Annotated in this window: 23 protein-coding genes and 1 pseudogene; 11 read left to right on the top strand and 13 right to left on the bottom strand. The window is 43.5% G+C overall.

The genetic code is table 11. The annotated features are described in order from the left end of the window. Positions 1–252: 252 nt before the first annotated feature. Positions 253–636: a hypothetical protein gene (locus tag I2H74_RS22415; protein ID WP_195576478.1), complete on the top strand. Its 384-nt coding sequence runs from the start codon at positions 253–255 to the stop codon at positions 634–636. Between the two features lie 124 nt (positions 637–760). Here I2H74_RS22415 and I2H74_RS22420 read toward each other — a convergent pair whose 3' ends face one another. Next, positions 761–1,543: a class I SAM-dependent methyltransferase gene (locus I2H74_RS22420; RefSeq protein ID WP_195576479.1), complete on the bottom strand. Its 783-nt coding sequence runs from the start codon at positions 1,541–1,543 to the stop codon at positions 761–763. A gap of 511 nt (positions 1,544–2,054) precedes the next feature. Here I2H74_RS22420 and I2H74_RS22425 point away from each other — a divergent pair. Next, positions 2,055–2,654 (top strand): class I SAM-dependent DNA methyltransferase, encoded by a 600-nt coding sequence (locus tag I2H74_RS22425; RefSeq protein WP_195576480.1) that lies wholly within the window; start codon positions 2,055–2,057, stop codon positions 2,652–2,654. A gap of 54 nt (positions 2,655–2,708) precedes the next feature. Here the strand turns inward: I2H74_RS22425 and I2H74_RS22430 are convergent, their stop codons facing one another. Then, complete coding sequence (locus I2H74_RS22430; RefSeq protein ID WP_195576481.1) at positions 2,709–3,155, bottom strand: hypothetical protein; 447 nt, start codon at positions 3,153–3,155, stop codon at positions 2,709–2,711. Between the two features lie 186 nt (positions 3,156–3,341). Between I2H74_RS22430 and I2H74_RS22435 the strand changes: the two genes are divergently transcribed. From I2H74_RS22435 to I2H74_RS22450, 4 genes are all read left to right on the top strand, one after another. Further along, a complete protein-coding gene (locus tag I2H74_RS22435; protein WP_195576482.1) occupies positions 3,342–3,830 on the top strand; it encodes a DinB family protein in 489 nt (162 codons plus the stop codon). A 76-nt stretch (positions 3,831–3,906) separates the two neighbouring features. Then, positions 3,907–4,425, top strand: coding sequence for a GNAT family N-acetyltransferase (locus tag I2H74_RS22440; protein WP_195576536.1), 519 nt, complete (start codon positions 3,907–3,909; stop codon positions 4,423–4,425). Between the two features lie 414 nt (positions 4,426–4,839). Continuing rightward, positions 4,840–5,811: a tetratricopeptide repeat protein gene (locus I2H74_RS22445; RefSeq protein WP_195576483.1), complete on the top strand. Its 972-nt coding sequence runs from the start codon at positions 4,840–4,842 to the stop codon at positions 5,809–5,811. Positions 5,812–5,864: 53 nt separating this feature from the next. Continuing rightward, a complete protein-coding gene (locus I2H74_RS22450) occupies positions 5,865–6,743 on the top strand; it encodes a GNAT family N-acetyltransferase (RefSeq protein WP_229506127.1) in 879 nt (292 codons plus the stop codon). A 73-nt stretch (positions 6,744–6,816) separates the two neighbouring features. Here the strand turns inward: I2H74_RS22450 and I2H74_RS22455 are convergent, their stop codons facing one another. Next, positions 6,817–7,749, bottom strand: coding sequence for an ArsR/SmtB family transcription factor (locus I2H74_RS22455; protein WP_195576485.1), 933 nt, complete (start codon positions 7,747–7,749; stop codon positions 6,817–6,819). Between the two features lie 149 nt (positions 7,750–7,898). Between I2H74_RS22455 and I2H74_RS22460 the strand changes: the two genes are divergently transcribed. From I2H74_RS22460 to I2H74_RS22475, 4 genes are all read left to right on the top strand, one after another. Continuing rightward, the gene (locus I2H74_RS22460; RefSeq protein WP_195576486.1) at positions 7,899–10,667 is read left to right on the top strand and encodes a glycoside hydrolase family 2 protein; all 2,769 of its coding nucleotides are present in this window, start codon (positions 7,899–7,901) and stop codon (positions 10,665–10,667) included. A gap of 31 nt (positions 10,668–10,698) precedes the next feature. Continuing rightward, on the top strand, positions 10,699–11,598 hold the full coding sequence (locus I2H74_RS22465) for a glycoside hydrolase family 43 protein (protein ID WP_195576487.1): 900 nt from the start codon (positions 10,699–10,701) through the stop codon (positions 11,596–11,598). A gap of 194 nt (positions 11,599–11,792) precedes the next feature. Continuing rightward, the gene (locus I2H74_RS22470) at positions 11,793–12,779 is read left to right on the top strand and encodes a nucleotidyltransferase domain-containing protein (protein ID WP_195576488.1); all 987 of its coding nucleotides are present in this window, start codon (positions 11,793–11,795) and stop codon (positions 12,777–12,779) included. Between the two features lie 23 nt (positions 12,780–12,802). Further along, positions 12,803–13,093 carry a hypothetical protein gene (locus I2H74_RS22475; protein WP_229506128.1) on the top strand — a complete coding sequence of 97 codons (291 nt, stop codon included), beginning with the start codon at positions 12,803–12,805 and terminating at the stop codon, positions 13,091–13,093. Between the two features lie 361 nt (positions 13,094–13,454). Here I2H74_RS22475 and I2H74_RS24880 read toward each other — a convergent pair whose 3' ends face one another. From I2H74_RS24880 to I2H74_RS22515, 8 genes and pseudogenes are all read right to left on the bottom strand, one after another. Then, on the bottom strand, positions 13,455–13,670 hold the full coding sequence (locus tag I2H74_RS24880) for a DUF3923 family protein (RefSeq protein ID WP_324254138.1): 216 nt from the start codon (positions 13,668–13,670) through the stop codon (positions 13,455–13,457). A 120-nt stretch (positions 13,671–13,790) separates the two neighbouring features. After that, positions 13,791–13,943, bottom strand: a pseudogene (locus I2H74_RS22485) (IS1595 family transposase); the annotation flags it as partial. A gap of 45 nt (positions 13,944–13,988) precedes the next feature. Beyond that, a complete protein-coding gene (locus I2H74_RS22490) occupies positions 13,989–14,168 on the bottom strand; it encodes a stalk domain-containing protein (protein ID WP_229506129.1) in 180 nt (59 codons plus the stop codon). A 304-nt stretch (positions 14,169–14,472) separates the two neighbouring features. Continuing rightward, on the bottom strand, positions 14,473–16,647 hold the full coding sequence (gene gnpA / locus I2H74_RS22495; protein ID WP_195576490.1) for a 1,3-beta-galactosyl-N-acetylhexosamine phosphorylase: 2,175 nt from the start codon (positions 16,645–16,647) through the stop codon (positions 14,473–14,475). Between the two features lie 19 nt (positions 16,648–16,666). After that, positions 16,667–16,846: a DUF6903 family protein gene (locus I2H74_RS22500; RefSeq protein ID WP_195576491.1), complete on the bottom strand. Its 180-nt coding sequence runs from the start codon at positions 16,844–16,846 to the stop codon at positions 16,667–16,669. Positions 16,847–16,855: 9 nt separating this feature from the next. Further along, the gene (locus I2H74_RS22505; protein ID WP_195576492.1) at positions 16,856–17,749 is read right to left on the bottom strand and encodes a carbohydrate ABC transporter permease; all 894 of its coding nucleotides are present in this window, start codon (positions 17,747–17,749) and stop codon (positions 16,856–16,858) included. 13 nt (positions 17,750–17,762) lie between these two features. Continuing rightward, positions 17,763–18,656: a carbohydrate ABC transporter permease gene (locus I2H74_RS22510; RefSeq protein WP_195576493.1), complete on the bottom strand. Its 894-nt coding sequence runs from the start codon at positions 18,654–18,656 to the stop codon at positions 17,763–17,765. A gap of 90 nt (positions 18,657–18,746) precedes the next feature. Next, positions 18,747–20,099: a carbohydrate ABC transporter substrate-binding protein gene (locus I2H74_RS22515; RefSeq protein ID WP_195576494.1), complete on the bottom strand. Its 1,353-nt coding sequence runs from the start codon at positions 20,097–20,099 to the stop codon at positions 18,747–18,749. Positions 20,100–20,413: 314 nt separating this feature from the next. Between I2H74_RS22515 and I2H74_RS22520 the strand changes: the two genes are divergently transcribed. Continuing rightward, the gene (locus tag I2H74_RS22520; RefSeq protein WP_195576495.1) at positions 20,414–21,838 is read left to right on the top strand and encodes a carbohydrate ABC transporter substrate-binding protein; all 1,425 of its coding nucleotides are present in this window, start codon (positions 20,414–20,416) and stop codon (positions 21,836–21,838) included. Between the two features lie 23 nt (positions 21,839–21,861). Here I2H74_RS22520 and I2H74_RS22525 read toward each other — a convergent pair whose 3' ends face one another. Both I2H74_RS22525 and I2H74_RS22530 read right to left on the bottom strand, forming a co-directional pair. Beyond that, on the bottom strand, positions 21,862–23,469 hold the full coding sequence (locus I2H74_RS22525) for a response regulator (protein WP_195576496.1): 1,608 nt from the start codon (positions 23,467–23,469) through the stop codon (positions 21,862–21,864). Between the two features lie 23 nt (positions 23,470–23,492). Continuing rightward, on the bottom strand, positions 23,493–25,226 hold the full coding sequence (locus I2H74_RS22530; RefSeq protein WP_195576497.1) for a sensor histidine kinase: 1,734 nt from the start codon (positions 25,224–25,226) through the stop codon (positions 23,493–23,495). Positions 25,227–25,986: the final 760 nt, after the last annotated feature.

Consider the following 25,986-nt stretch of genomic DNA (forward strand, 5'->3'; position numbering starts at 1 on the left):
GCAGGGGCTAATCGGTTCATGCAGATAACCTGAAGCATCATTTTAGGAATAGATCATGGAGGGTTAGCCCTTCTTTTTACCTATTCTATCGAATTTGAGATTGCCAACGAAGGGATGATTTTTTATAATGATATAAAATGGTAAAATATGAAGAGTTTGTGAATCTGTGTTGCAATAGGATAGGGGTCGTCTAATTGCGTAAATCAGATCATGATAGGAAACATCATTAGATGGGGAAGGGGGGAGATATCGTTGGATCAGCGCAATCGGGAACTGCTTGTCAATTTGTTGGTAGTCTCCATGCTGCTTAGCTTAGTGGGGGTATTGTTTGCGGCTATTCTGGCGAGCTATCTCTACCCGAATATGATAGATGATTATGGTGTGGCGTTGTATTTTTTGCTCTTCATTGTGCTCTATATTTACAATCTCTTTTTAAGTGTCATATACTATGGCATTAGCTGGATGCTTAGGACCTTCTGGAAGCGGATAACCGTGTTTCAGTTGCTTGGCATTGTGACATTATGTATCATCTGTGTGAAAGTCCATGTGCTTGCCGGAGCTGCAGCCTATTCTTCTTTTTTTATCATTTCGATGCTGTCCCTGCAAGTGAACTTGAGAGAAGAAGTCGAAGCGTAGCATGGAAACGGAACCTGCTAGATTCCGTTTTCACTTGCAAGAGGAAGGTACATAGATAAACCAGCCTCCTGTCGTGGAGACTGGCTTCTTTTTTATTCCATTTGTTACAGGCGTGTATGCAACCCTATAATCGTTCCGCCACAATCGTAAAGCTTTTAGGAATGCCGCGATCAAAGACATCAGAGGATTGATTCGGCAGCTCCTGAAGAACCTTGATATACAAGCCTTGGCTTGCGACTGCAGTCACGATTTCTCCTAGCGTCCAATGGCGCAGGCGAACCTTTTGAGGCTCTCCCTGATTCTCTTTCGGCAGGAATTTGCTGAAGGCGACGTCTTTTTCAACAAGTGAAGTATCAAAATAATCTCCGGCTACTTTATGCTTGCGAATATTCGCGGTTGTGCCCTTTGACGTAATTAGCTTTGTGGTTACAGGATGGAAGTCCTGCAGAATCAGCTTGCCGCCTTGGCGGAGCAGCTTCTGAACGACCCCGAACAGAGGTGCAAGATCCTCGAAGTAGTGCAGAATGCCAAATTCCATATACACAATATCATAGGTGCCAGTCAGTTCCTCCTCAGGAAGATGAAGGACATCGTAAAGCAGATATCGAAGGCTAACTCCTGCAGCTTGTGCAAGCTCAGTGGCATACTTCTCGTTTTCAATTGAGAAGTCCACAACTGTTACCTCAGCACCCATTAAAGCGAGCGCCACGGCTTTATTTCCGTTGGATCCAAGCAAATTGATTATGTTTTGACCTTGCAGGTCACCCATATAGTCGAGAACGGAATCGACTCGCTTTATCGGGTCTTGTTTGATCTTGAGTGCAGCTTCCTCCGGTGTTCCGAAGCGGTGAAGCCATGCTTGATAGGCCCCCGTATTCCAGGATTGTTTGTTATGATGCGCTTCCAACGAGACTCCTCCAGTATTATCATTTCATATCTTACATCGAAGCCATGCCTCAATGATGGGGAATGCAGTTCTTTCATCAGCAACAAGAGGTGTCGTCATACGAATAATTTCAGAAGCAGAAGCTGCGCTATTCCAGGCAGCATGCATACTGGGAGTGTGCAGCCTCACTATAGTCGAAGCGTCGTTTCGACAAGGTGTAGGCTCATCTTGTTATGTTACCACGAGTCAGCTTGTCAGTGTTCCCCATTCGATTGGTGAATAACCGTCTAGTCAAAAAATCCAATGGAAATCAATTGATGAATAATTAAGAAATGGTATATTAAGAACATGCCGCTTGGCATATTGGACGCATAAACCATGCATTAGCGGCGTGCTGTAAGACTTTGAGTATATGAATGTTCACATTACTGCTTCAAAGCCGAATAGAATCATAATATTAAGAAACCGTTGATGTCAATAGAAAATGAAGACAGCAAGCAGAAGTGAAACAGACGAACGAGGAGAAACTGGAATGACAAACGATATGAGAAAAATCGAGGATACCAAGCATTTTAATGAGCGTGCGGCGAATTGGACACATACAGCGGAATCTCTCGCGACCATACCCAAACTTGTGGCTAGGCTCCCCATTACGGAGGATACGATGATGCTTGACATTGGAGCGGGAACTGGAATCGTGCTTGAAACAATGAAGCAACAGGGGTTAAAGGCAGGCTTATATGCAGCAGCCGATATTGCGGAGAATATGCTAGAGGTGCTTAAAGAGAATCACCCCAATGCGGAAACGCTGTTGCTGGATTGGGAGCTTCCGATCAAGCTGGAACGCAGCTATGATCTTATTTTGATCTATAACAGCATCCCGCATTTCGTAGACTTCGATGGCATCTTTCAAAATGCTTCTATGAACCTCAAGCCAGGGGGCTTATTTGCGATTGCTCATTCCAGAACGAGAGAAGGGCTCTTATCGCATAGACGGAAGATGGGCATCGTGAGCATGCGGGAACCTATTCCACCCGATCAACAATTTGAGAGACTCGCTTGTGAGCATGGCTTCATCGATGTGTTGTTAGAGGATGATGATTATTTTTATTTTTCATGCAAGAAGGCATAGGTTTTAAAAAAAGACAAGCATCGCGAACGCTAGATCGAAATGCTTGTCCGACGGTTATGGCAGCTGCTCAAACACGGATTTCACTTCTTCATCATTGGTTTCAAGAACAAAGACACCCTTTTGAAGCATTTGATCCATGATGCTGAAGGATTCTTTGGCTTCATTATAGGCATCAATGGAGGCGTACTGATAGATCTTCACTGGCTTTAGATTGTGGTTGAACAAGACACCATCCTGAGCATTAATCATTTCGAATAAAGGCTTATCTTTGGATTCTACCGTGATTCCTTGTTCTTCAAAGAAAGCTAGGACATCATCGAGTGTTTTCGTTGTCATGCTCGTTTCTTCAGAAGAAGAGGCATTAGCCGAGTTGGACTCCGTTTGATTGGATGCTTCTGTCTGATTAGCGGGTGTTGAAGCGGTTTCTGTCTTATCCGAAGAACAGCCGCTAGCTATGACAAGGATAAGTGAAGCGAGGAGAATAAACAGTGATTTTTTCAAATGAATGACTCCTTTACTATTATGTGAATATTCATTCATACGTACATATAGCCATAACGTTTCAAATCTCTGCTTTATAGTAGCCGAAAGGCGCTGCCACAAGAAAAGATGATCTGTACATATAGTAGGCAGAGGCCGTTCGATTTAGTATTTATCGCTAACACCTTAAGAGAAGGAGACATCGCTATGAGATCTTTATTTCAATATAACTGGCAGGTTCGAGACGAATGGTTTGACGCGTTATGCCACCTGCCCATCGAGGAGCTTAATAAGGAGCGCCTTGGTGGCGTTGGCTCCATTCGCAAAACCATTTTTCATATCCTCGATGTGGAATACAGCTGGCTAAGAGCATGCATGGGTTTATCCGATGTTGAATTAAGATTGGAGGATTATCCGGATATTCCATCGCTTCGGACTCTATCAGACAGACTGCGCCCTGATCTTATCGAGTACTTGAATGTGCTAGCGCAGGAAAGTGAGGATAAGCTTGTGTTTCCAGGCTGGATCGCAGGAAAATCCTTTGTGAAGGGCGAAGTTATTCGTCATGTCATGGTCCATGAGGTTCATCATATCGGACAGCTATCGGTATGGAGCAAGGACATCAGTGTAGACGTTGTGTCTGCGAATTTTATCGGTCGCGGACTGGCTGATTGGATAGATTCAACTCAAGAATAGCAAGCAGCATTTTCTTAAATGGCTTCTTCGAAAAAGTTTGAACGAGTAGATAACGAATGGAGAAAGGACGGGAATGATGAAGGATATGGTAATAAAAGAATGGGATGAACTTAATGACGAACTCCTCTGTGATTGCATTGAATTGATTACCGAAACCGTGAATGACGGGGCTTCAATTGGATTTCTTGCTCCACTAACGAAAGAAGAGGCTCATGCGTATTGGAGCTGTGTGATCGAACCTGGCGTTAGAATCTGGGGAGCCTTCGATCATGACGGCAAGCTTGCAGGCTCGATTCAGCTTCACCTTGCGATGAAGTCCAACGGACAGCATCGTGCGGAAGTGGCTAAGCTGATGGTTCATCCTCGTTATCGCAGACGGGGAATTGCAAAAGCCTTAATGAAATCCGCTGAGGAGGCGGCAAAGGAAGAGAATCGATCCTTGTTGATCTTAGATACGCGTGAAGGTGACCCTTCAAATGATTTGTATCTTGCGTTTGGCTATAGGGAAGCGGGGCGCATCCCTCACTTTGCCAAATCGTCAGATGGAACCTATCACAGTACGGTTATTTACTTCAAAGTACTCGAAGCTTTGTAGAAACCTATATCGCTGCATCTTTTCGTCGATGATCAAAGGGCAGCGAAGATTGCATTTGGAACCGTTAGCTTCATTATCACAATAAAGTGGAGAGGCAGAGGGTGTTGGTATGGAGATAGATCTTTCTTTTATCATGATTGTCCTGATACTCCTTGTTGTTGGGAGTTTCATGATGTATCGTGGGTATCGTGGCACGGGACCTTCCTCTATCAAGTTAAAAAGGTTCGGAATCATGCTTATCCTATTTACGATCCTATTAATCATTATTGCGATATGGCAATTATACAGCTATGGGAATCATGGATATGGACACTCGTTTTTTGTACATGAAAGCAGCTTCTGACATCGAAACGTTGAAGTAGCGACTTGTTAAAGGATAAAGCACATTTCAAAATGTAGTAGGAGTAGAAAAGGATGAATCGCAATCTTGAACAAACATTGCGGGTAGGCTCTTCCATGTCTACCCTTGAACGTCCTGAATCTATTATTGAACATAGGTTAAATGTTGGGAGTGGGGATCAGCAGGATCCTGTTGAAGATTCTCAAGTCGCGAGGATAGAGGCCTTACTTCGAGATGCCTCGGATTATATTGTCCATGAACATTATAAGGAAGCACTACAATGTGCGGAAGAGGCGCTGGCTCTTGATCCGCAATATGCGGAATCCTGGTTCATGTTGGGGCAGGCTCATATTGAACTTGGTCAGTTAGAAGTAGGGGAAGCTGCTGTTAAACGAGCGATTGAGCGGGATCTCGATGAGGCTTCCTATTACTATGAGCTGGCTCTTCTCTATGATGATCATCCAGACTTGAATGAAGAAGAAAGCCTGCGCAGGGGCTTCCATTATACACAGGAAGCGGTGAAGCGAGATCCGGACGATTATTCCTATCAATTTCATTTGGGTTATCTATATTATCTTAATGACGAGTATGACGAAGCGGCAGCCATCTTTCATCAACTATATGATCAATGGACGGAGTCTGACGAGACATTATGGGAATTTGATCTAAGCGATCTGCGATATCAAATGGCTGAACTCTACTTGGATATGGGCTATGAAAAAGCATATACCGATGATGCTACAGGCGTTGACTATTACATCAGCAGGGAAGATTTGGACGAAGCACTGAATCACTATGTCAGGGCACTAAGCTTTGCCGTGTGTGAGGCGCAAAGGGACGAAATTGAAGATGCCATCCAATATGTTGAACGATCTAAGCAGTATGTGTTTTTGACGAAACGAAGTCTTAAACTTGCGACCATCCCTGTTGTCCTTCTATTGTTCCAGGATCGATTCTTCAATCTCATGGCACTCCTGTCTGTTATCCTGATCGGCTGCTTGTGCATTGTCCCAAGGTGGAAGCATGATCAGATGTACGATAAGTAATGGTAGAGGGACAAACTTTGCAATTGAATCAAGAGCTTAAAGAAGGTGTCTATATGATCACAATCAGACTGGCAGACGACGTTGAATCGATTGCAAGATTCATGGCCGCAATGAATGGGAAAGCGGATCAGCATGTTGGATACTGCGGCACTCAAGCAGAAGAAATTTATCATACGTTATGCCACGATTTCTCGGAACTTCCTCTTGAGCAATCCATGGTCGCAGCCTATGAGGAAGATGAGCTTATCGGCGTACTAGGGCTAGACATAGATGAAGAACAGCATACAGCGGAGATTTGGGGTCCTTTCGTTTCTCATCCCAAATGGGAGGAGATGTCGCAGCTCATGTGGAACAGGTTGCTATCCCAGATACCGGTAGCGCTAACGACTGCTTATGGCTTTTACAATGCAAAGCATGGTTATGCCGCTTCGTTGATGAGCAGGCTTGGTGCTGAGCGGATAGGCGAGCACACCGTCCTGCGCTTCCAGCGTGATATCTTGGAGATTGAGAAGCCAGAGAACATACTTATTGAAGCATTGACAGAGCGGCATTATTCGGACTTCAAGCTGCTGCATCAAGCAGCATTTAAAGAAGCCTACTATTCTGCTGAAGAGATTCTAAGTCAAGTCGATTCAACGCATAAAGTCTTTGCAGCCATACATGATGATAAGCTAATAGGATATGTATATACGGAAGCGGAGCCTGCGTTTGAAGAAGGCCATATTCACTTTATCGCGGTTGATCCGGCCGCAAGGAAGCAGGGGCTCGGGACGGCTTTACTGCGTCATGCGCTTTCCTTTCTTATGTCCTTTGATGCGATCACATCGTTGTCGCTCTGCGTGAATCAGAGCAACCAAGGGGTGATGTCGATCTATGAACGCGCTGGATTTGAACGCCTCTATGAACTCGTAAACTATCGAATCCATGTGTAGTGCATTTCATAGCTGAATTTTTAATCCAATATGAATGGTTGAAAATAAAAAGGAGAGTTAAAGGATATGTCCTTTAGCTCTCTTCATTTCTAATAAAGGATAGCTTAATATCCTGCTCATAATCCCCGAAGTCACGTCCAAATAGATTCAGGCCATGGGCATGTGCGGCATTCTCAGACACTTCCAGACGCACAGCAATCGGTTTGTTGAAGCTAAGATCAAGCTCTGAGATGGAGGTATCGTTCTGCTTATGTCCATTTAAAAATGAACCATGTTGCGTTACGCGCCACTCTGTCAATTTGCCATACTCGCTCCCCACACGCCATTTCTCCGGTGTCAGCTTTCCTTTGCGATCCCCCAAGTCTCCTTCGCTGGTCCAGGTCCCAATCCGCTGACCATTAATGAATAGGGAGATATCAGAAGGATGCTCCATTCGAAATCCTGGTGCTTCTGAGCACAATTCAGCGCTGAACACAAGCTCATCTAACTTAGTCCCTGGCGGCATCGGATTTGCAAATAGATATTCGACATAGCCCGCTCCAGAAAACCAAAGGAGCTGTGCTTCCGTACGTTCAGGCATATAGAATACACGCGGGTCATCCTGTGATCCAATGATAGAGCCATCTTTTCTCGCCATGCCGCAGGTCGGCTGAACAGAGCATGATGCATACATGCCGATCGGCATCGAGATTTCCTCGGTCTTAAGAAGACCGTCGCCAGGACGATTCGGGAGCTCCAATACAATCGAACGCGCCGTTACATGACAGATCTTCTCGCGATTATTGCCTTGCCATGAGGTGACGAGTCCGGCCTGCTCTAAAGTTTGAACATTGATGGAAATCGTTGGTTGTGCAACGCCCAAAGCCTCAGCAAGCTGGCCCACACTTAAGGGTTGTTCCCCGAGAGCCTCTAGAATGCGTACCCGAACATCTCCTGACAATGCCTTTGCCACTTCAACGATGCGAGAAGCGGGATAGCGAAGGGATTCCTTGCGAATATCGTTCATTCATTTTCATCCTTTGACTCAAGATCAACATTCCACCATCAGTGTACAATGAAAATGATGTATTGTAAAACTATAATATACATTGTAAATAATATATATTAATGCTACAATAGCCGAAAATACGATCCATCAAGAAAGGTTGTGGTGACATGTGTCATGAGCATGTTCAACAAATGAGGGGCGATCTTACCATTCCTAAACCCGAGCATCCTCGTCCTGACTGGTTTCGCGAGGATTGGTTGAATTTAAATGGGGAATGGTCTTTTCAATTGGAAGAGGCCGATAGTCTGCAGGAGGAAAGGATCCATAATCAAATTAGAGTAAGCGGTTACAACGAAAGGATCATCGTGCCTTTTTCATGGGCAAGTCCGTTGTCTGGTATCGGGCGCAATGTAAAGGGAACAGGATGGTACAGCCGTGAAGTCAACTGGTCGCCAAGCAAACCGAACCAGCGCATCTTTCTTTGCTTTGGAGCCGTTGATTATGATTGTGAAGTGTGGATCAATGGTATAGCAGTGGGCCAGCATCAGGGAGGCTATAGTCCTTTCGAGTGCGAAGTGACAACCGCATGGAAATCACAAGACAACGTGATTGTGGTTAAAGCCGAGGATCTGGATCGGGACAACCAAACACGCGGCAAGCAAGGGTATGGCGAGATTCGAGGAATCTGGCAAACGGTGTGGCTTGAAGCACGGCCAGAAGCATATATTTCTTCTGCATTCTTTAAGACACGTGTAAGCGGCGAGGTTGAACTCATTGCTCAGATTAGCTCTTCTAAACCATGGAAGGCGACGCTAAGCCTGCAATTCCCAGATGGGAATGTTCATGACAAGGTGCAGATCCAGCTTAAGAAAGGGGAGCAAAGCATTCACATGCCGTTTGTCGTGCAGGATGCGAAGCTCTGGTCGCCGGACCAGCCTTACTTGTACGAAGGACAGCTGCAGTTGTTAAGCAGCGTTGATCAGGACAGCGTTAGCACGTATTTCGGCATTCGTGAGATCGGAACAGTTAAGTACGGTGAGAGAGACTACCGATGGATCACGTTGAATGGAAAGCCGATCTATTTGAATGGCGCACTGGATCAATCCTTTAATAAGGAGGGGTACTTTACTTACCCAAGCGATGAAGCAATGCGTGAAGAGATCTATTTAATGAAGCGCCTTGGCTTGAATATGGTACGGATTCATATCAAGCCGGAAGAGCCGCGCAAGCTGTACTGGGCTGATAAGCTGGGTATTCTTGTGATGGAGGATATGCCGTGTTTCTGGGGTGAGCCTGAACCTAGGGCACAGTCGGGTTATGAGATTGAAGCAAGCGAGATCCTGTTGAGAGACCGCAATCATCCTTCTATTTTCTCTTGGGTGATGTTTAATGAAACATGGGGGCTAAAAACGAACAGCTCGCTAAGCAGCGTGACAGGCACACCCGATATTGCTAAGTCCTATTTGCCTAAGACACGCGAATGGGTAAGCCAAATGTACAAGATGGCAAAAGCAATGGATCCAACCCGTCTCGTAGAAGACAACTCACCTTGCAATGGGGACCACATCGTAACAGATATCAACACCTGGCATTTCTATGTGAATGGCTATGAGGAAGTTTGTGCTCATCTTAGCGAGGTGGTAGATAAAACTTTCGTGGGCTCCTCCTACAACTATATCGGCCATAACAAGCAAACGGACGCTCCCTTACTGAACAGCGAGTGCGGCAATGTATGGGGCGTAGAAGGAGGCGGAGCTGGAGACAGCGATATCGCCTGGCACTACTTCTACATGATGAATGAATTCAGACGTCATGATAAGCTGTGCGGCTTCGTATTTACTGAATTCAGAGACGTTGTGAATGAGTTTAACGGCTATTATCGTTTGGATGGGACAGAGAAGCATTTTGGCTATGAGGACTTTGTGGCTGGAATGACGATTGCTGACCTTCATGCCCCTGACTTTGTCGTTGTTGACGGCCCGCCTTGCAGAACGGTCTCATGCAGCGCCACTCAGCAGGTGAAGTTATTAGGCTCAAGCTATGATGACCAATATCATGGACAGCAATTAACGCTGGATTGGACCTTAAGCTATGATCAATTTGGAGTAAGACAGAAGAGCGAATCAGGCACAATTGAGGTGCAGTGGCAGGATTATGGTGTCTTTCCGCTAGCTGTGCTTGAGGTCAATATGCCGAATGAGGATGCTTTAGCCATTCTGTCTTTACGTCTTCTTGATGACAAAGGAGAGGTTGTGTCGCGGAATTTCACGACATTCGATGTACAGAGCGGCAAATCGGACGGCTGCTATGCCCTTGATGGAAGCTATTTTTCGATTCCGGTGGAAAAGGTTCGCGAGCACAGCTTTGAGTACCAGTGGGATGCGATTCAGAAGCAGAAGGTATGCGGTGCTAGGGAGGGTTCGTTCGTCTATGATATCGTTCTTCCTGAGACGGAAGAGCATGGACCAATATATTCGCTTGATCTGTGGTTCGAAGCAAGCTCATCGCAACTGCTTGCGCGACATCGAGAAGGGGCGAAGCGCAGGGAGATCTTAATCGATCTCATGTATGGTGATTCGGCTGAAGTGGAGTATAATGCTAACACCTATTATATGACGGATGAGGATAAGAAGCCTTCTCATATTCAAGTCTGGATAGATGAAGAATGGGTGGGTTCATTTGCTCTAGACGATCATCCGGCGGACAGCAGAGGGGTTCTATCCTGGCATTATCAGCCATCCACGAAGCAGCTGGATGAAGCAGGATCTTATGGCACACTGTGTCACTTATCATTGCCAGGCAGAGTTGCAGCAAGGCTCGATCAGAAGCGTCGCTGCAAGCTTCGAATTCAAGGAGATGAGGGCGGTGTGTCCCTATACGGCCGCAATGCCGGTCGCTATCCGATAGATATCGTGATACGTTATCGATCTCTGTAAACATGATCAAAGATATAAAGGAGATGTAGAGATGAGAGGGATAACGAATCCGATTGTTCCCGGTTGGTATGCAGATCCTGAAGCAAGAAGATATGAAGGCAAGTATTGGATCTATGCCACTCGCTCATTTACCGAATATACGAAGCAGATGAATATCGATGCCTTCAGTTCCACAGATCTGATTCACTGGGAGAAGCATGAGGGAATCATTGAGATGGCCGACTTTCCTTGGATTTGGAGGGCTGTATGGGCACCGACAATCATTGAGCATAAGAACAAGTATTACTTGATCTTTGCCTCAAACGATATTCAATCAGACGACGAGATAGGCGGCCTTGAGATAGCGGTATCGGATCATCCGGCAGGTCCGTTTCGAAGCTATCTGGATCGCCCTTTAGTTGATCGTTTTATTCAACGTGCACAGCCTATCGATGCGCATTTGTTCAAGGATGATGACGGCGCCATTTATTTGTATTATGGCGGCTGGGGCCAATGCAATGTGGCGAAGATGAACGATGAAATGACAGGGTTTATCCCTTGGGAGGACGGGGAGATATTCCGTTCGATTACGCCTAAAGGCTATGTAGAAGGACCTTGCATGCTGAAGAAAGAAGGACAGTATTATCTCATGTGGTCGCTTGGAAATTGGGTGGATGGCTCGTATCGAGTCGCTTACGGCGTGAGTCATCATCCAGCAGGGCCATTTGAGGATAAAGGTGTGATTCTTGAGAGACAGGAACCGATTGCAGAAGGTCCTGGCCACCATGGCTATTTGCATATTCCTGATACTGACGAGTGGCTCATTGTATATCACCGGCGCTATATCGGAGACATGGAGCCTGGTAATCGCATGCTGTGCATCGATCGGATGGATATTGCAGACGGGGTTATTAAGCCAGTGGTCATGACGAATGCATGGGAATCCCTATAAGGCAGTAAAATTGTAGTTAGAGCTCTTCTATTTGTGCTGGGATTGGCCCCATGCTAGAATAGGAGAGCTTTTTTGTACACTCATGATTTTGATTCAGGCGATTGTGTTTTGATAAAATATAGAGATCGAGAAGCTGAGAAATAAAAGGTAACTTCCGATTATGGGTACATCAAGTAAGGAGAGAGGTGCAGCCATTGAATTCACGGAGTGAGAATCTGATTCGTACGGCAGCGGCATGGATCAAGGATTGCCAAGAACCTTCTAGTTACGCCTGTATCGGAGGTTCTGTTGCAAGAGGGGATGCTGACCTTTATAGTGATGTCGATCTTACCCTCTATGGTACTAAGCGGACAGGCCATGACCAGAATTTCATTTACAAAGGTGAATATATTCAATTAGAAGAGTGTTTGCTTGAGGAACTCCCCACAAAAGAGGCGATTGCAAGGCAGCCATGGGCGCATCGATTCTGGAATGAATGCTATATTCTACAGGATGAGGACCACACTCTTTGTGAGCTTCAGTCCTTTTGCCGTGATTATGTCGGATCTGAGGGTGGAAGACAACGAATGCTGGAGGAAGTCACACGAATTGCTCATCAGAGATTGGCTGACGGCATGGCTAGCTGGAAGGCAGGAAACGGAGAGTCGGCGGCGATTGCCTGCTTCGGTGCTTGGGCGGAGGCCGCATATCTTTATATGTGGCTCGCAAAAGGCTCCTTAGCTACAGGAGAGCTGATTCCGCTGCTTCGAGAGACGATTGATCTGGACAGCATCCTGATGTTATTTTTCACATGCCCCACTCAACATGATGTTTGGCATAAGCCCGTATCTACAGTGAAAGCGCTTCGAGCTTATCTGATATCACAAGGAACGGAATTCCCTTTTGGACTATCGGATCTGCAGAATCAGCTCATTGAGCGGAAAGCAGCTCGCTATATGCAGTACAAGGACTGGCAGAACATATCTTATCAATTGTATGCAGAGGCACTGTGGCTGTATTTCGAAACCTCCAATGGTGTTTCTTTCGAAGACTATAAGTCGAATTTGCCAAGCTTCCTGCAGCGAGAAATGGAAGGATTGGGATTTGTAAACCTTTCGCAGGAAGGGTGCAGTAAGCTTCAGCAGAGTACAGAGGAGTTGCTTCATCTGTCAGAAGCACAACTACTCCGGAATATTATGTGAAGCGAAAAGGGGGAGCCAATAACGTGAAAGCCATAATCGTGCAGTCCTATATAAGGATTGAACGGGCCATGATTGATTTTGAGCAGAAATGCATCACCCATCATTGTGAAATCATCATGTTTCCCGACAGAATCAAGACGGAACAGCACGAATTTGAAATTAAAGAGGTGTTTGATATGTCTTATAAGCCGCTCGGCGGCGAAGAAGGGCTCTTGTATCTCCATACAAAGTATGGGGTGTACTCTTATATGGTGAGAGACCACCCGAAGGCGTTTATTCAGAAGTACAAAGAACTTCTGAATAAACGCCCGTAATCGCACATTGAATGAGCGGAGGATGAATATGACAGGCAACTTGCTTCATTTCCCGACACTCTAATAGAATACTTCTTTCCCTACCCGACTCACTGACAGGGTTTCAAAGTGTAAGCCATATGAACGTAGTGGGTTGTAAATTAAGGTTGGGCGAAGATCTACGGTGCATAACTAATTGATCGCTTATCTTAATTTTAGGCTATCAAAATATTAATGGTGATGATAAGTGTACAAAAATAACTTCCATATAACGGAAGTTATTTTTGTTATGTACTTCTTAACCTAACGCCCCGATAGTTTAAGTTCATTTATTCATAAACGATTGGGTATTAACTCTGTTTTCATTAGGGTAAACAGGTGTCTATGACAGCCTTATTCTTTTACGAACAAAATATAACCAAATTAGTTGCACAATAAGTATAAACATAAACACAACACCTAAAATAATATATGAAATAATTCTTACTTCAGGAGTTTGTGCAATTCCAGCTCCATCTACTTGTCTTGTTCCGATAATAATAGCAAGAAAAGAAAAAATGACTAACCAAAAAACATTTGCACCCCACCAGAGCTTCACCCTTCTTCCTCCTTTCCTAAATACTATACATATTGCAATAGGGAAAAATTATGAAAAAGTGTAAAAATTCAATTATATCGTAAAATTATCCTGCGCAGCTAGTTAAATAAGAAAAATAATTTATATCGTATACTTAAATAACCTAAGTGTGCGATATGTTTCTGAATTTTTTATTAGATTTCCTTTAATAATCAAGTCTTTCAAAGTGACTTCATTTATCTGGTGTTGAACACTTTCTAATACCTGAAACCGAGTGAGGTAACTGTACAAATATAAAAAAAGTATGTAGATATAGTATTTTGTTCACCTCATAATAAACTAATAATTATAGTCCAACTTTCCTGTTACAGTAATCGTTTTGGTCTTGCTATCCCATTCAATCGTTTGACCCAGCAATAAGATAGCTTCACGTATAGGGATAAGAATATTGCCTTGAGTAGAAGTGGAAGTAGCATTTTTCATTTCATGATAAGTTTTAATTTCTTTATCATCCGTCATTGTCGAAATTTCAACTCTCTGTGAACTTTTGTACCAGGAATGGAGTTCATCTACGCTTACTCCTGAGGTTTGAGAGAAATGCGCGATCATACTTACTTTATCTTTCTAGAAAGGAAATATGTGTCTGAATTAGGAAAATGGATATATTTTATTTAGTCGTTCTAGGTTCTAATCGGCCACGTTTTCACAATATTCTTTGGAATTCTCAATTCAACTAAAACAACGTAGTCTTACGAGGAGGTATAATCAAACATGAAAAAAACTCCTTACACTAGACAAATCTAGCATAAAGAGTTTGATTCATTTATATCTCATACCACTTAATCTCGTTAGCCTCTAGCGTAAGCGAAAAACTGGTGCCGTCACCGCGATAGATGACGGTTTCCTGCGGCTCGTACGTGTTATTGACGACGCAGTATTTGCCGTTCTTGACGTAGGCATGAACTTCTACATGGTAGTTGTCACTGAACCAGTGATGCAGTTCATCTTCACTATGAGTGCTCCAGAGAATAGCCCGATAGAGCAAGCGACTATTCTCAAAGCTGTACGGCAAGCCGCTGATGTAGACGCCGCGTCCCTTGCCGAATTCGTTGACGGCAAGCTGTACGTCCTTGTCGATGTGACGAAGTACAGACGTGCCCTCAAGCGCGAATACGTTCTTCTTGCCCTCACCGAAGTCGATGACACGCTTGCCTGCTTTATCGAGCTTGCAATCCGCTGTGATGAAGTGGTCGTGCTCCTCCCAGTTATACTTATCATAGCCAAGTGTGAAGCCTCGCTCCAGTTCAACGCCTAGGATGTTCGTCAGTTGTAAGTAGCGTCCGTTCGCTTGATGCGCAGCAGGCTCTCCGACCCCGATGAAGCCGCCGCCACGATGTACGAACTTCTTCACGGCTGTAACGATGTCCGTATCCAGCCACCAGCTGCCACCTGTATATGCCGTGTCACCATCCCCAACATTTAAGATGACATCGATTCCATCAAGGATGGAGGCATCCTGCTTAATATCGTCGAAACTGATAAACTTGACATCAAATGGCGCACCGGATAGCGTCTCGATAATGCCAGCATAGCTGTAATTTGGTTTATAGTAGAGCGCATGATGAACCATATGATTGCCCCACGCCCGCATTTTACCCCAGCAATTAAGAACGGCTACCGTTTTCACGCAATAAGGCGTTGTGCCTTGAACGTTGTCATACAGCGTGCGAAACTCGTCGCAGACGCTCTCCACATAATCAATGAAATCTGGGAAATCAAGCGCCAGCTTCAAGTAGCCGCCATAGCCGATTCGGTCAATCGGCTTGCGCAAAATTGCCCGTCTTGCTGTTACCCAGTTGACCTTGGCTTCTTTTACCGGATCTCCGCCTTCATAGAAAGTATCAGGGAAGAAGTAAGGTAGAAAACGTCCTTCGGTATAGTTCACTCCAGGGATGTCACTAATTAGTCGCAGCGTTGAACCATTGCCGACACTTCCAACTACGGCATCTAGGCCAATGGTAGGGAACTCCTCCATGAATGGCTCTGTGCCGATCCAGTGGTCACCGAGGAACATCATCGCTTCCTTCCCATATTCATGTGTAATATCAACTAATTCCTTCGCGAGGATTGCAACCTCCCGGCGTTGATAGGCTTGGAAATCACGGAATTCCTTCGTTGGAATACGATAGTTGTTATTGAAGTAGCCTTGATCGATGATATATTCAGGCCGGAACGGATAGCCGACTTCCTGTTCAAACTGCTCAAGAATATAAGGACTGACCGAAGCGGAATAGCCATACCAATCTACATATTTCTCACGTGCAAGCTCATCGAAGACGAGCGTGAATTGATGGAAGAAGGTCGTAAATCGAATGACATCAACGTAAGCATGCTCTTCAATAAATTGACGCAGACGCTGCATCGTGAATTCACGAGTTTTTGGTTGACGAACATCAAAGGTAATCTGATGCTCAACCCCTTCCCAGCTATTGGTTACGGCATTATACATATGTACAGGATCCCACATAATATAAGCCAAAAAGCTAACGGTGTAATCATGGAACGGAACCGCTTCAATGGTCACACAGCCTGTTAACTCATCATAGCTCCAGGCTTCCGTGGAGACGACTTCCCCTGTCGCACGATCGATAACTTCCCACCAACGCTTGATGTCATCATTACTGTTCACCTTCAGCATATCTGGATAGAGGCCCTTCATTAGCGGAATCGCTAAGTTAGCATCTTCTGCCGTATAAAATGGCGTCATCAGATACATCTGCTGAATCTCATCTGGATTTGCTATAGCCCATGCATTGGCTTTACGAGTTGTATAGTAAGTAGAGTAGACTTTATTGCCTGTGTTGCTCAGCTCAGTTGGAAAATCAGTGCCATCACAGTCGCGGACAGCATCTGCACCCCAGCGCTTCATGATTTCTTGGGTTTGTGCAATGACATCTAAATCTGTTGGAATGGTGACACGCCCATATTTATTATTCATGACAATCTCTCCTTGTTTGTTATTTGTATTTACGATTATAGAACCATAGAAGTCCTATCAACATCGCCAGCCCAAACAGCATGAGCCCTAGACCAGCAGCACCGATGCTTTTTTGGCCAATAATGACAAGAACGGTAGCGACAATAAAGACGATCAGCATCAGCATATTACGCAACGTCTCTCTCAAGGAATCATTCATAATAGCACCTCAACCTTTCAGTCCGCCCATGGTCATCCCCTGGGTCAGCTTCTTTTGTACTAGAATATACAGGATCAGGGTTGGCAGCATGACAAGCACAAGACCGGCATACATCTGACCATATTGAACAGCAGATTTTTGTGCTGCCATTAGATTCATAAGGCCGACAGGCAAGGTACGAAGTCCAGGCTGCGTGAGCAGTGTCATTGAGATGATATATTCGTTCCAAAACGAAAGGAAATTAAATAAAATAACAGTCACAATACTTGGTTTAGCCATCGGCATAATGACTTGAACCATCGTTCGGAAGTATCCTGCACCGTCAACAGAAGCTGCTTCTTCGTATTCCTTCGGCAGTGATTTGAAGTAGCCTGACAGCAGATATACGGTGAATGGTAGCGCCATCGCAGCATAGACAAGTGCTAGAATGAACAAATTATTTAGGAAGAACGGGTGTCCGATGATGCTGCGAATCGTTTTGTCACCATTGTTGAGCATGAGAAAGATCGGGACGACAATATAGTTCACATTGATGAACAATCCAGCCATGAACAACGTGTTCCAAAAGGCATTTCCTTTAAAAGTATATCTTGAGAGAACATAGGCTGCTGGCAAAGCAATAATTAGGAGTAACCCAAGTGCTAAAACGGTTACGATAACCGAGTTGAGCATATAGCTGCCCATGCTTGCCTTTTGCCACGCATCAACAAAGTTCTGCAGGTGAAGTCCTTTGGGCAGCGCCCATGGACTGCCGTAAAATTCAACATCTTGTTTTACAGATGCAGTAAACGCCCAAGTTAACGGGACGATGATGATGATTGCAAGCGTTGTCAACAGGAAGTAGATAAAGGCCTTATAAAATGAATTGCTGCCTGTTTTCAGCGTGTGGTTATCTTTCCTCATATTGTCCCCTCCTTTAAAATTCCAAGTGTTCTCGTTTGGTAACCGCGTTCAGAATTGCTGCTAGTGCAAATGAGAACAGGAATACAACGACACCAATCGCCATACCGTAACCATACGATGAATTCGTATAAGCTTCCTTGTACATATAGTTCAGGATTACCTCGGTAGCACCATCCGGACCACCACCTGTCATCGCTGTAACGAACAAAAAGCTCATATTAATGGTGCTAATGATAAAGAAGGTAAGCGTCGTGCGAATGTTCGTCCAGATTAAGGGAATCGTAATGTTGAAAAATTGCTGTGTGCGGCTTGCGCCCTCAAGGTTAGCAGATTCATATAAGCTTTCTGGGATATTGGCCATGCTTGCCATATACATCACCATATAATAGCCTATGGCCTGCCAAATCATTGCACCAGCGAGACTGAATATGACAATTTTTTGATCACCTAGCCAAAGAACGGGTTCTGATTCAGCACCTTGAAATAAATTCAGGAATGCATTTAACAGTCCGTTGTTCGGATCATAAATCGCTGAAAAAATAGCACTAATAACGACAACGGATAGAATATTCGGGATATAAAATACAACTCTGTAAAAGTTCTGTCCCTTGAGCTTCTCTCGCGTAAGCATGGATGCAAATAGAAGCGCAAATGCAAAAGTAATGATAGATACGATGACGATCAGCAGGATGCTGTTTTGCATCGCTTGATAGAATTTTTCACTTTGAAAAAGCTTCGAGAAATTTTGCATTCCTACAAAGGTTTTGTCATCTGTGTAACCACCCCATTTATATAGCGACATCCGGAACACGTCGATTGTCGGGATAATTAGAAAGATAACAAAAAGGGTGATCGCCGGTGAAAGGCAAAAGAATATGAAGCGTCCTCTTCCTTTGTTGTGTTTCATAGCCTTAACTCCTTCCTATGGTAACGTAATGTAGGGCAGCGAGGCTGCCCTACATTACGTGCTTGCCCAAACCCATGTCAAGCCATGCTATTATTTTTTCAGAGCAGGGCGTAAGGCGTCGCTTGCTTTCGTTATGGCTTCCACCCATTGCTCCTTGGTTTTGGCGCCCGTAACGAGAGAATCAACTGTACCGAACACCGCATCAGAGATGCTAACGCCTTCAACAGGATCTGTGGTTGCGAAGGCGCCCATCGCCGCTTTAGCGCCTTGATCATAAATGCTATAGAAAAGCTTGTTGTCGCCGTCCAGCTTGCTAGACATCTCTTTGATTGGCTGCACTGCACCTGCTTTAGCGAAGATAGAAGCTGCTTCGTCCGAATATAAATAAGCGATAAATTGCTTCGCTAGATCCGCGTTTTGCGCTTTGGCAGGAACCCACATTTGCTCAAAGAAGGTGTAGGAATACCGGTCTCCTCCTTCAGTGATAGATGGGAGTGCAGTGAAGCCCCATTTAAAGCCCTCTGCGCGAGGCGCTTTGCTCATTTCACCTACGACCCACGTGCCGTTAGGCATAAAGAGCGCTTTGTTGTCCAAAATCAGTTGTTGGTTTTTCGTGAAATTATCTTTATTTCCATTCGCAGGAACCGTTTTATCCGTGTAAGAAGCCAGCTTAACTACGAGGTCGAGTGCTTGATTCGCTTCTGGCGTTTGCCAGATTCCTTCCGTGTAGTTCATCACTTTGGTGAAAAATTCAGGACCTCCTACCTCATTCAACAGCGCGTAGAAGAAGGCATCGAAATAACCTGTGGTTGGGTAAGAGAATAACGCGATTCCTTCAGCTTTCGCTTTATCGCCTAAAGCCCACATCTCGTCCCATGTCTTTGGAACTTCCCAGCCTTTCTGTGTAAACAGGTCTGCGTTAAAGAATAGACCGCAAGGACTATAGAACGTTGGCATCAGATACGTTTTACCGTCTCCATAAGGATTCGTAATGGTGGTGTCTGTGAAGCCTGGAATGAGCTTTTCTTTTACGGTAACGCTTTCACCAGGGATTGTCATGGAGAGCACATCCGTAAGATCAGTAAGGTTATTATCCTTGATAAAGGTTTCGGTAAGACCCTTAGGCTGGCCGACCGCTAGATGAACAATATCTGGGAATTCACCGGATTTCATACTAGGTCCAATAACATCTTCGATCCTTTTATCAATGGTTAAATCAACCTTTACGTCAGGATTAAGCTTCTCAAAGGACGCAGCAACCTGTTTCCATACGTCTGCTCCGTAAGCGGTTTCCAATGCAGCGAATTTTATTGTACGAGTATCGCCGCTCTTACCACCTGATTCACCAGGAGCTGTGTTCAAATTACTTTCATTACTGCCGCCACAACCTGCAAGACCGAGTGTCAATGATGCCGTTAGTACAAGGCCAACTATTCTTTTCATATGAACCCTCCACATTTCGTTTAATTGTAGATGACTGCTTGTTGACTAGATTACGCATTCAAATTGCTGATTACAATTAGCTTTGCTGATGTCGATAGAATCGTCCATAGAGATGCAAAAATTATCTAAAAGTTCAACCAAGGATGTCATTTTAAAAAATGTCATGTAAGGATTATTCAAAAAGTTATGTGATAAAAGTGGATATAAGCTAAGATTGTACATAGATTATTTCATTTTATTTATGTACGCTTATAGAACAATTACGTATAGTAGAAATATTCGAGGCATTGGAAAAGTGCTTAGGAGTGGACGCAATGCGGAAAATGGCAGGTTTATTCTTAGTCGTTATTCTTATAGGGTGCCTCATGGGATGGAGTAATAATGCCGTTTCCATTCAAGATAGTTCAATATCTACCGAAGAGGGTTTTATTTTTAATGACAAGGAATTAAGTATTGCCGTATTTCAAGGTGCATATGGACCTGAATACTGGGAAGAAGTCATCACGATGTTTGAACAAGCGTATCCGGGCGTGAAAGTCAATTTGACAATCAGCCCCAGAATTACTGATGTCATCAGGCCTCAGCTGGTGGCAGGTAACCCACCGGACTTTTTAGCAATTATGGATACAGAGCAGAGTGGGATAATTGACGCCTTAGTGAAGGAAAAAGCCTTGTTAGATATTACGGATGTTTTTGAGAGCAAGGCATTAGACAAGGATCAGTTGCTGAAGGATATGGTTCTTCCGGGCATGCTTGAGAGTACGAGATTTTCACCGTACCAAGACGGAAAAATCTATTTGGCACCATTTAATGCGGGTCCGATGGGGTTGATTTACAATAAAAATTTATTTCGAGAAAAAGGGTGGAAGCTGCCCGAAACATGGGATGAATTCTTCGCATTGGATGAGGAATTAAAGAAGGAAGAGAATTTCCTTGTCGATGAGCAGGGAAAGAAGAAGAAGAGAGCCTTGTTTACCTACCAAGGCATTTATCCGAATTACTTAGAGGAAATCATGTATCCTTCCATTGCGAATACGGCTGGTATTGACCACCTTAAACGAATTTTTGCGTATGAACCCGGCTCTTTCAGAACGAAAGCGGTTAAGAAAGTTCTTGATACATTCGCTAAGCTTGGTACGAAAGGCTTTTTAATGGATGGGACGTTTGCCCTGAATCATACGCAATCACAAACTGATATGATGCTTGGGAAAGCTGTATTTATTGTCAATGCAACCTGGATGGAAAATGAAATGAAAAACTCGCCTAGAGAACCGGGCTTCGAGTTCGGCATGATACCTGTTCCTGTATTCAAAAAAGGCGATCAACGTTATATTCTTACAAGCTACGAACAATTTTCGATTCCAGCAAGGGCCAAAAATCCAGAGCTAGCCAAGGAATTTCTGAAATTTCTTTACACCGATGCATCCGTTAAATTGTTTGCAGAGAAATCGAATGGTGTATATGCGCTCAAGGATGCAAAAGAGCATTCAAAGCCTTACTTATCGCCGGGTGTATATGAAATGTTCAGTGCATATGACGGAGCAACGATAATTCTCCAAGATTGGATATCTATTCCGAAGGGTTCGGAGATCGATATAAAGGCAGAGCTGTTCAAGAAGGCGATGACCCCAATCATGACGGGGAAGATGACGACGGATGAGTGGATGGAAAACGTCGAGAAGGCATTTGGAATCATTCAAGCGGAGATCGCAGTCGAAGTGTCCCACGCGTCGTCATAGTGACGCATGGGACGCTTTTATTTTTAGCTATTTCTTTTAGATGCTAATTGTCTAGGCTTATATTCAGAAGGAGAGATGCCGAATTGTTTTTTAAATAATCGATTGAAGTAGAATTGATCGCTTATGCCGACCAACGAGGCAACCTCCTTCATATACATGCTGCCCTTCATGATTAAGTCTGCAGCTTTATTCATTCTAACTTGGTTGATATAGGTAATCAGGCTTGTCCCTACTTGTTCCTTAAACACACGGCACAAATAATTCTCGCTGAAGTTAACATGATCCGCGATCATTTCAAGTGTAATTTTATCTTGGTAATGCGATTCGATATATTGAATAACATCTTGTACTTCTTTCTTTAATATTGGTAGAGTGGAGACTTCCGGAAATATATTTAAACATTCGAAGGCTTGCCATGTCTCGGACAATAGTTCATCCATTGTTTTGCATTTCGCAATGTTTTTACTATGATTTTTATATCGCTCTGCATCATGGACTTGAATCTTGCTTTCACTTAATGGAATATAATCAAGGCACTTCATTATGAATTCTTTGACGGTATCTGGGTGAATTTGTTTGCGCTTACATTGTTGGGCTAGTGATCCCAGCCTACTTTTGATCGAATCCTTGCCATCCTTTTGCCACTGCTGAAGTACGGATGTCGAGTAATCCACATAGTTTGTTTGTCCCATATTTAATGCAAATTCGACTTCACTCACATCAATCACAGCATGATGATGATAGAAATTAATTTGCATGGCGTCCATACAGACCCAATATTTCCGCCTTGCTTCATCATAGCCAACAAATTCTTTCGTAAATACGATAATAGGTTCTAACGAAATATACATTTCTATTAATTTGCAAATTTTGCTCATAAAATCGATCGGTTCCATATGATGCTCTTTCAGCTGATGGACTGGAATCAACGCAATAATGCTGTTGGCGTCTACTTGAAATACTTCCATATCGTTGACCGTCTCAATGAGATTTAGGATCGTATTTTCGATAAACGATGCCGAAATATTTCCTTTCACCCTGTGTTCATCGGAAGCGTCCAAATCAAATGTGATATAGAATAGATAACAGGGAGTTGTCCACAGATTCAGTGCGATTTGTTGATTTTGCAGGAAATGATGAATATCGTAATTTGTATCTGTAAAGTAATCTTTTAAAATGGAATTCTTGACGCTTTTTAGATTGTTTCTCAAAAATCGGTCCTTCTCTTCCTGTTCTTGTAAAGTATGCTGCTCTTCCTGGAGAAGAGTGGCTGTCTGCCGAAGCTGTGTGATAAGGCCCTCCGTTTGGATACTAATTTTAAGAATATAATCAACAGCGCCAAGCAGCATCGCTTCGCGAACAAGCTCATAATCCCCGAAGTTACTTGCCACAATAACCTTTCCTTTATAGTTTTGCGCGTTAAGCTCTCGCATGAATTGCAGGCCATCCATATTCGGCATTTTGAGATCTGTAATTATGATATCTGGTTTTAATTTTTTCATCAAATTCAAAGCTTCTTTCCCATCAGAAGCCGTTCCGCAGATTGGAAACCCAAGCTCATCCCAATGGATCATCGTTCGAAGGGCGATTTTTACAATTGGTTCATCGTCTACTAGCAGCACATTATACATTGTGAAGACCCCCTTGTAACTCTTTACTCATGTTTAGGAATGATTATTTTACAACGGGTACCTTGACCGATCGCACTCGAAATAAATAAACCATATTCTTCTCCATAGTAGAGCTTAATGCGTTCATTCACGTTCATAATCCCGATGCCTGACAATTTTTTATTATTGTGCGGGGCATGAACAAGGCTTGTATCAAATCCTTTGCCATTGTCGATGATTTCAATATGAATCCGGTTTTCGATTTGCTGTACTTTAATTTTTATCTCAATGAACTTTCCATGATCGGATAAACCATGAATGATCGCATTCTCGGCCACAGGCTGCAAGATCAATTTAGGAAGGCGGCAGTTGAGAAGATCTTCATCGATTTCATATTCAAAATGAAAGCTATCAGCATAGCGAATCTTCTGTATCTCAAAATAATGGGTTAGATTATGAATTTCCTGTTCAATTGTAATTTCCTCATCCTGATCCAAGATCGTACTGTGAAGTAATTCAGATAAGGAGCTGATGCCGTTGCTTAGCACCGGAACTTGATTGATAATGGCCAGCCATCTCAGTGTATTCAAGGTATTGAATAGAAAGTGTGGATTAATTTGAGATTGAAGCATCTGGAGCTCGAGCTCACGCTTGCGCTTTTGATCCAGTTTCTGATTGTGCATCAGCTTCTCAATTTCATCCACCATGCTATTGATTTTGCGTGAAAGCACGCCCATTTCATCCTCATGATGGTCTTGAATACGATTCGAGAATATGCCATTTGAAATCTGATTGCTAAATGTGATGATTTTTTTGATCGGTTTTACGATGCTGTTATACATGAAATAGATGATGACAATGCAGAAAAGGACGATGATCAGGCTGATCAACGTTATGCTGGTAGTGATTCTGTTCGTCTCGGAATTAATGTACGAATAAGGCATCATTGATACGAGATACCAGCCGACTTGCTTATTATAGATATAAGAAATTTGTTGATATTCATGATTGATCTGTGCAGAAAATGAGTGGCTACCCTGTGCTTGTTGTTCCTTGATTAATTTGAAAAGTTCGGGCCCAGCATACGATTCTCCTAATGCGATCTCTTTGTCATTGGCAGATAAAACGCTTCCATCACGACCCATAATCATGAGTTTCGAGCCCGTTCCTAAATCGATGCTAGATAGAATGTTTTTCGTGAACAGTTCGTTACTGATGAATACAAAGGCATATCCGATCTGGACTGAGCTGTCATTCAAGGCATGTATTTTTCTACCCAAAACGATGGTGTCGTACGACCTTACAGTTTTAATATAAGTAAGGCCATCGTACGGGGCATTCTTATCGACATCTTGTATGGCTTTCTCCAAGGCTTGACTGCTGATGGTCTCGAATCCCAGTTCATAAAATAGATGATGGTTCGAATCCACGATGCTTACGTTAACGACGTGGGAAGGAAAGATCGTTCTGAATATGTTATCCATTGCGGCTTCCTTGGCATTCTCATCGACTTCTTGCTGCGTGACTTCTTTAGACAGGTTCGCTTGAACAAATTCATTTGTCGAGATTGATCCACACAGATATTGATAATTCTGGAGCTCGGCAAGCAAGCTTCTATTGACTAAGGTGACAGCCTGATAGGTGGATTTGCTGAGCTTGTCGCTGATCGATTCCGAATAGATTTGATAGGCGTAATATCCAAGAAAGATGATAGGAAGAACCGAAACGACCAGGAAAGTGCTAATTAATCGATGTTGAATCTTGAATTTACGTAACATAAATCTGGCCCCTTCATTTGTTAAGCCTATATTATCATAGATATCGAGAAAAGCCTGTCTACCATAACGCAATTGGGTAGGATAGTCCAAAAAGAGAATAAAATTGTCTATCCGATGAGGGCAATGAAATAAAATCTAATTATGAGAAAAAGACGATAACGACTAGTGATGTAACCGGACATATAAAAGCTAATATCATCCATGAACTTGTTTACTTTGTTGCTGTATTACGAATGCAATATCTAATAATAAGGTTATAGCATAAAATAACAACGCTTTCATAAGAAAGGGGAGAGATCTCATGACTAGAAGCGTTATTTCATCATAAAAAAAGGAGAATAAATTATAGATAACCAGTTTTATTTGTCGATGAAACCGTGTTTTTTTTCGGATTTGATGCCAGATTCGCGTTAGATCATAAAAAATCACCAATCTTAATTGATTGTGACATGTAAGTATAACCGTTTGAATGATGCATAATGAAGCGCTTTGAGTCCATTTGCTACAAGAATGAAGAAGGATTTCGTGCAGAATAAAAGGAACAAGATGATGTCTAAATTATTCATTTGGATGATGTGTCGTATACGAATAATTATCCATCTATGGAACCAGAAAAGGCTTCGTGGCTGGAAGCAATGCTACGTCTGCCATTCTTGCAGAAGGAAGCAACCAAATATTAAAGCTGTCTTAAACTGAAGGAACGATTCGAACATCTATACCATTAGACGAAAGATCCGGATATACCGAATGATCCTGCGCT

The sequence above is a fragment of the Paenibacillus sp. 1001270B_150601_E10 genome (assembly GCF_015558675.1).
Lineage (GTDB): Bacteria > Bacillota > Bacilli > Paenibacillales > Paenibacillaceae > Paenibacillus_B.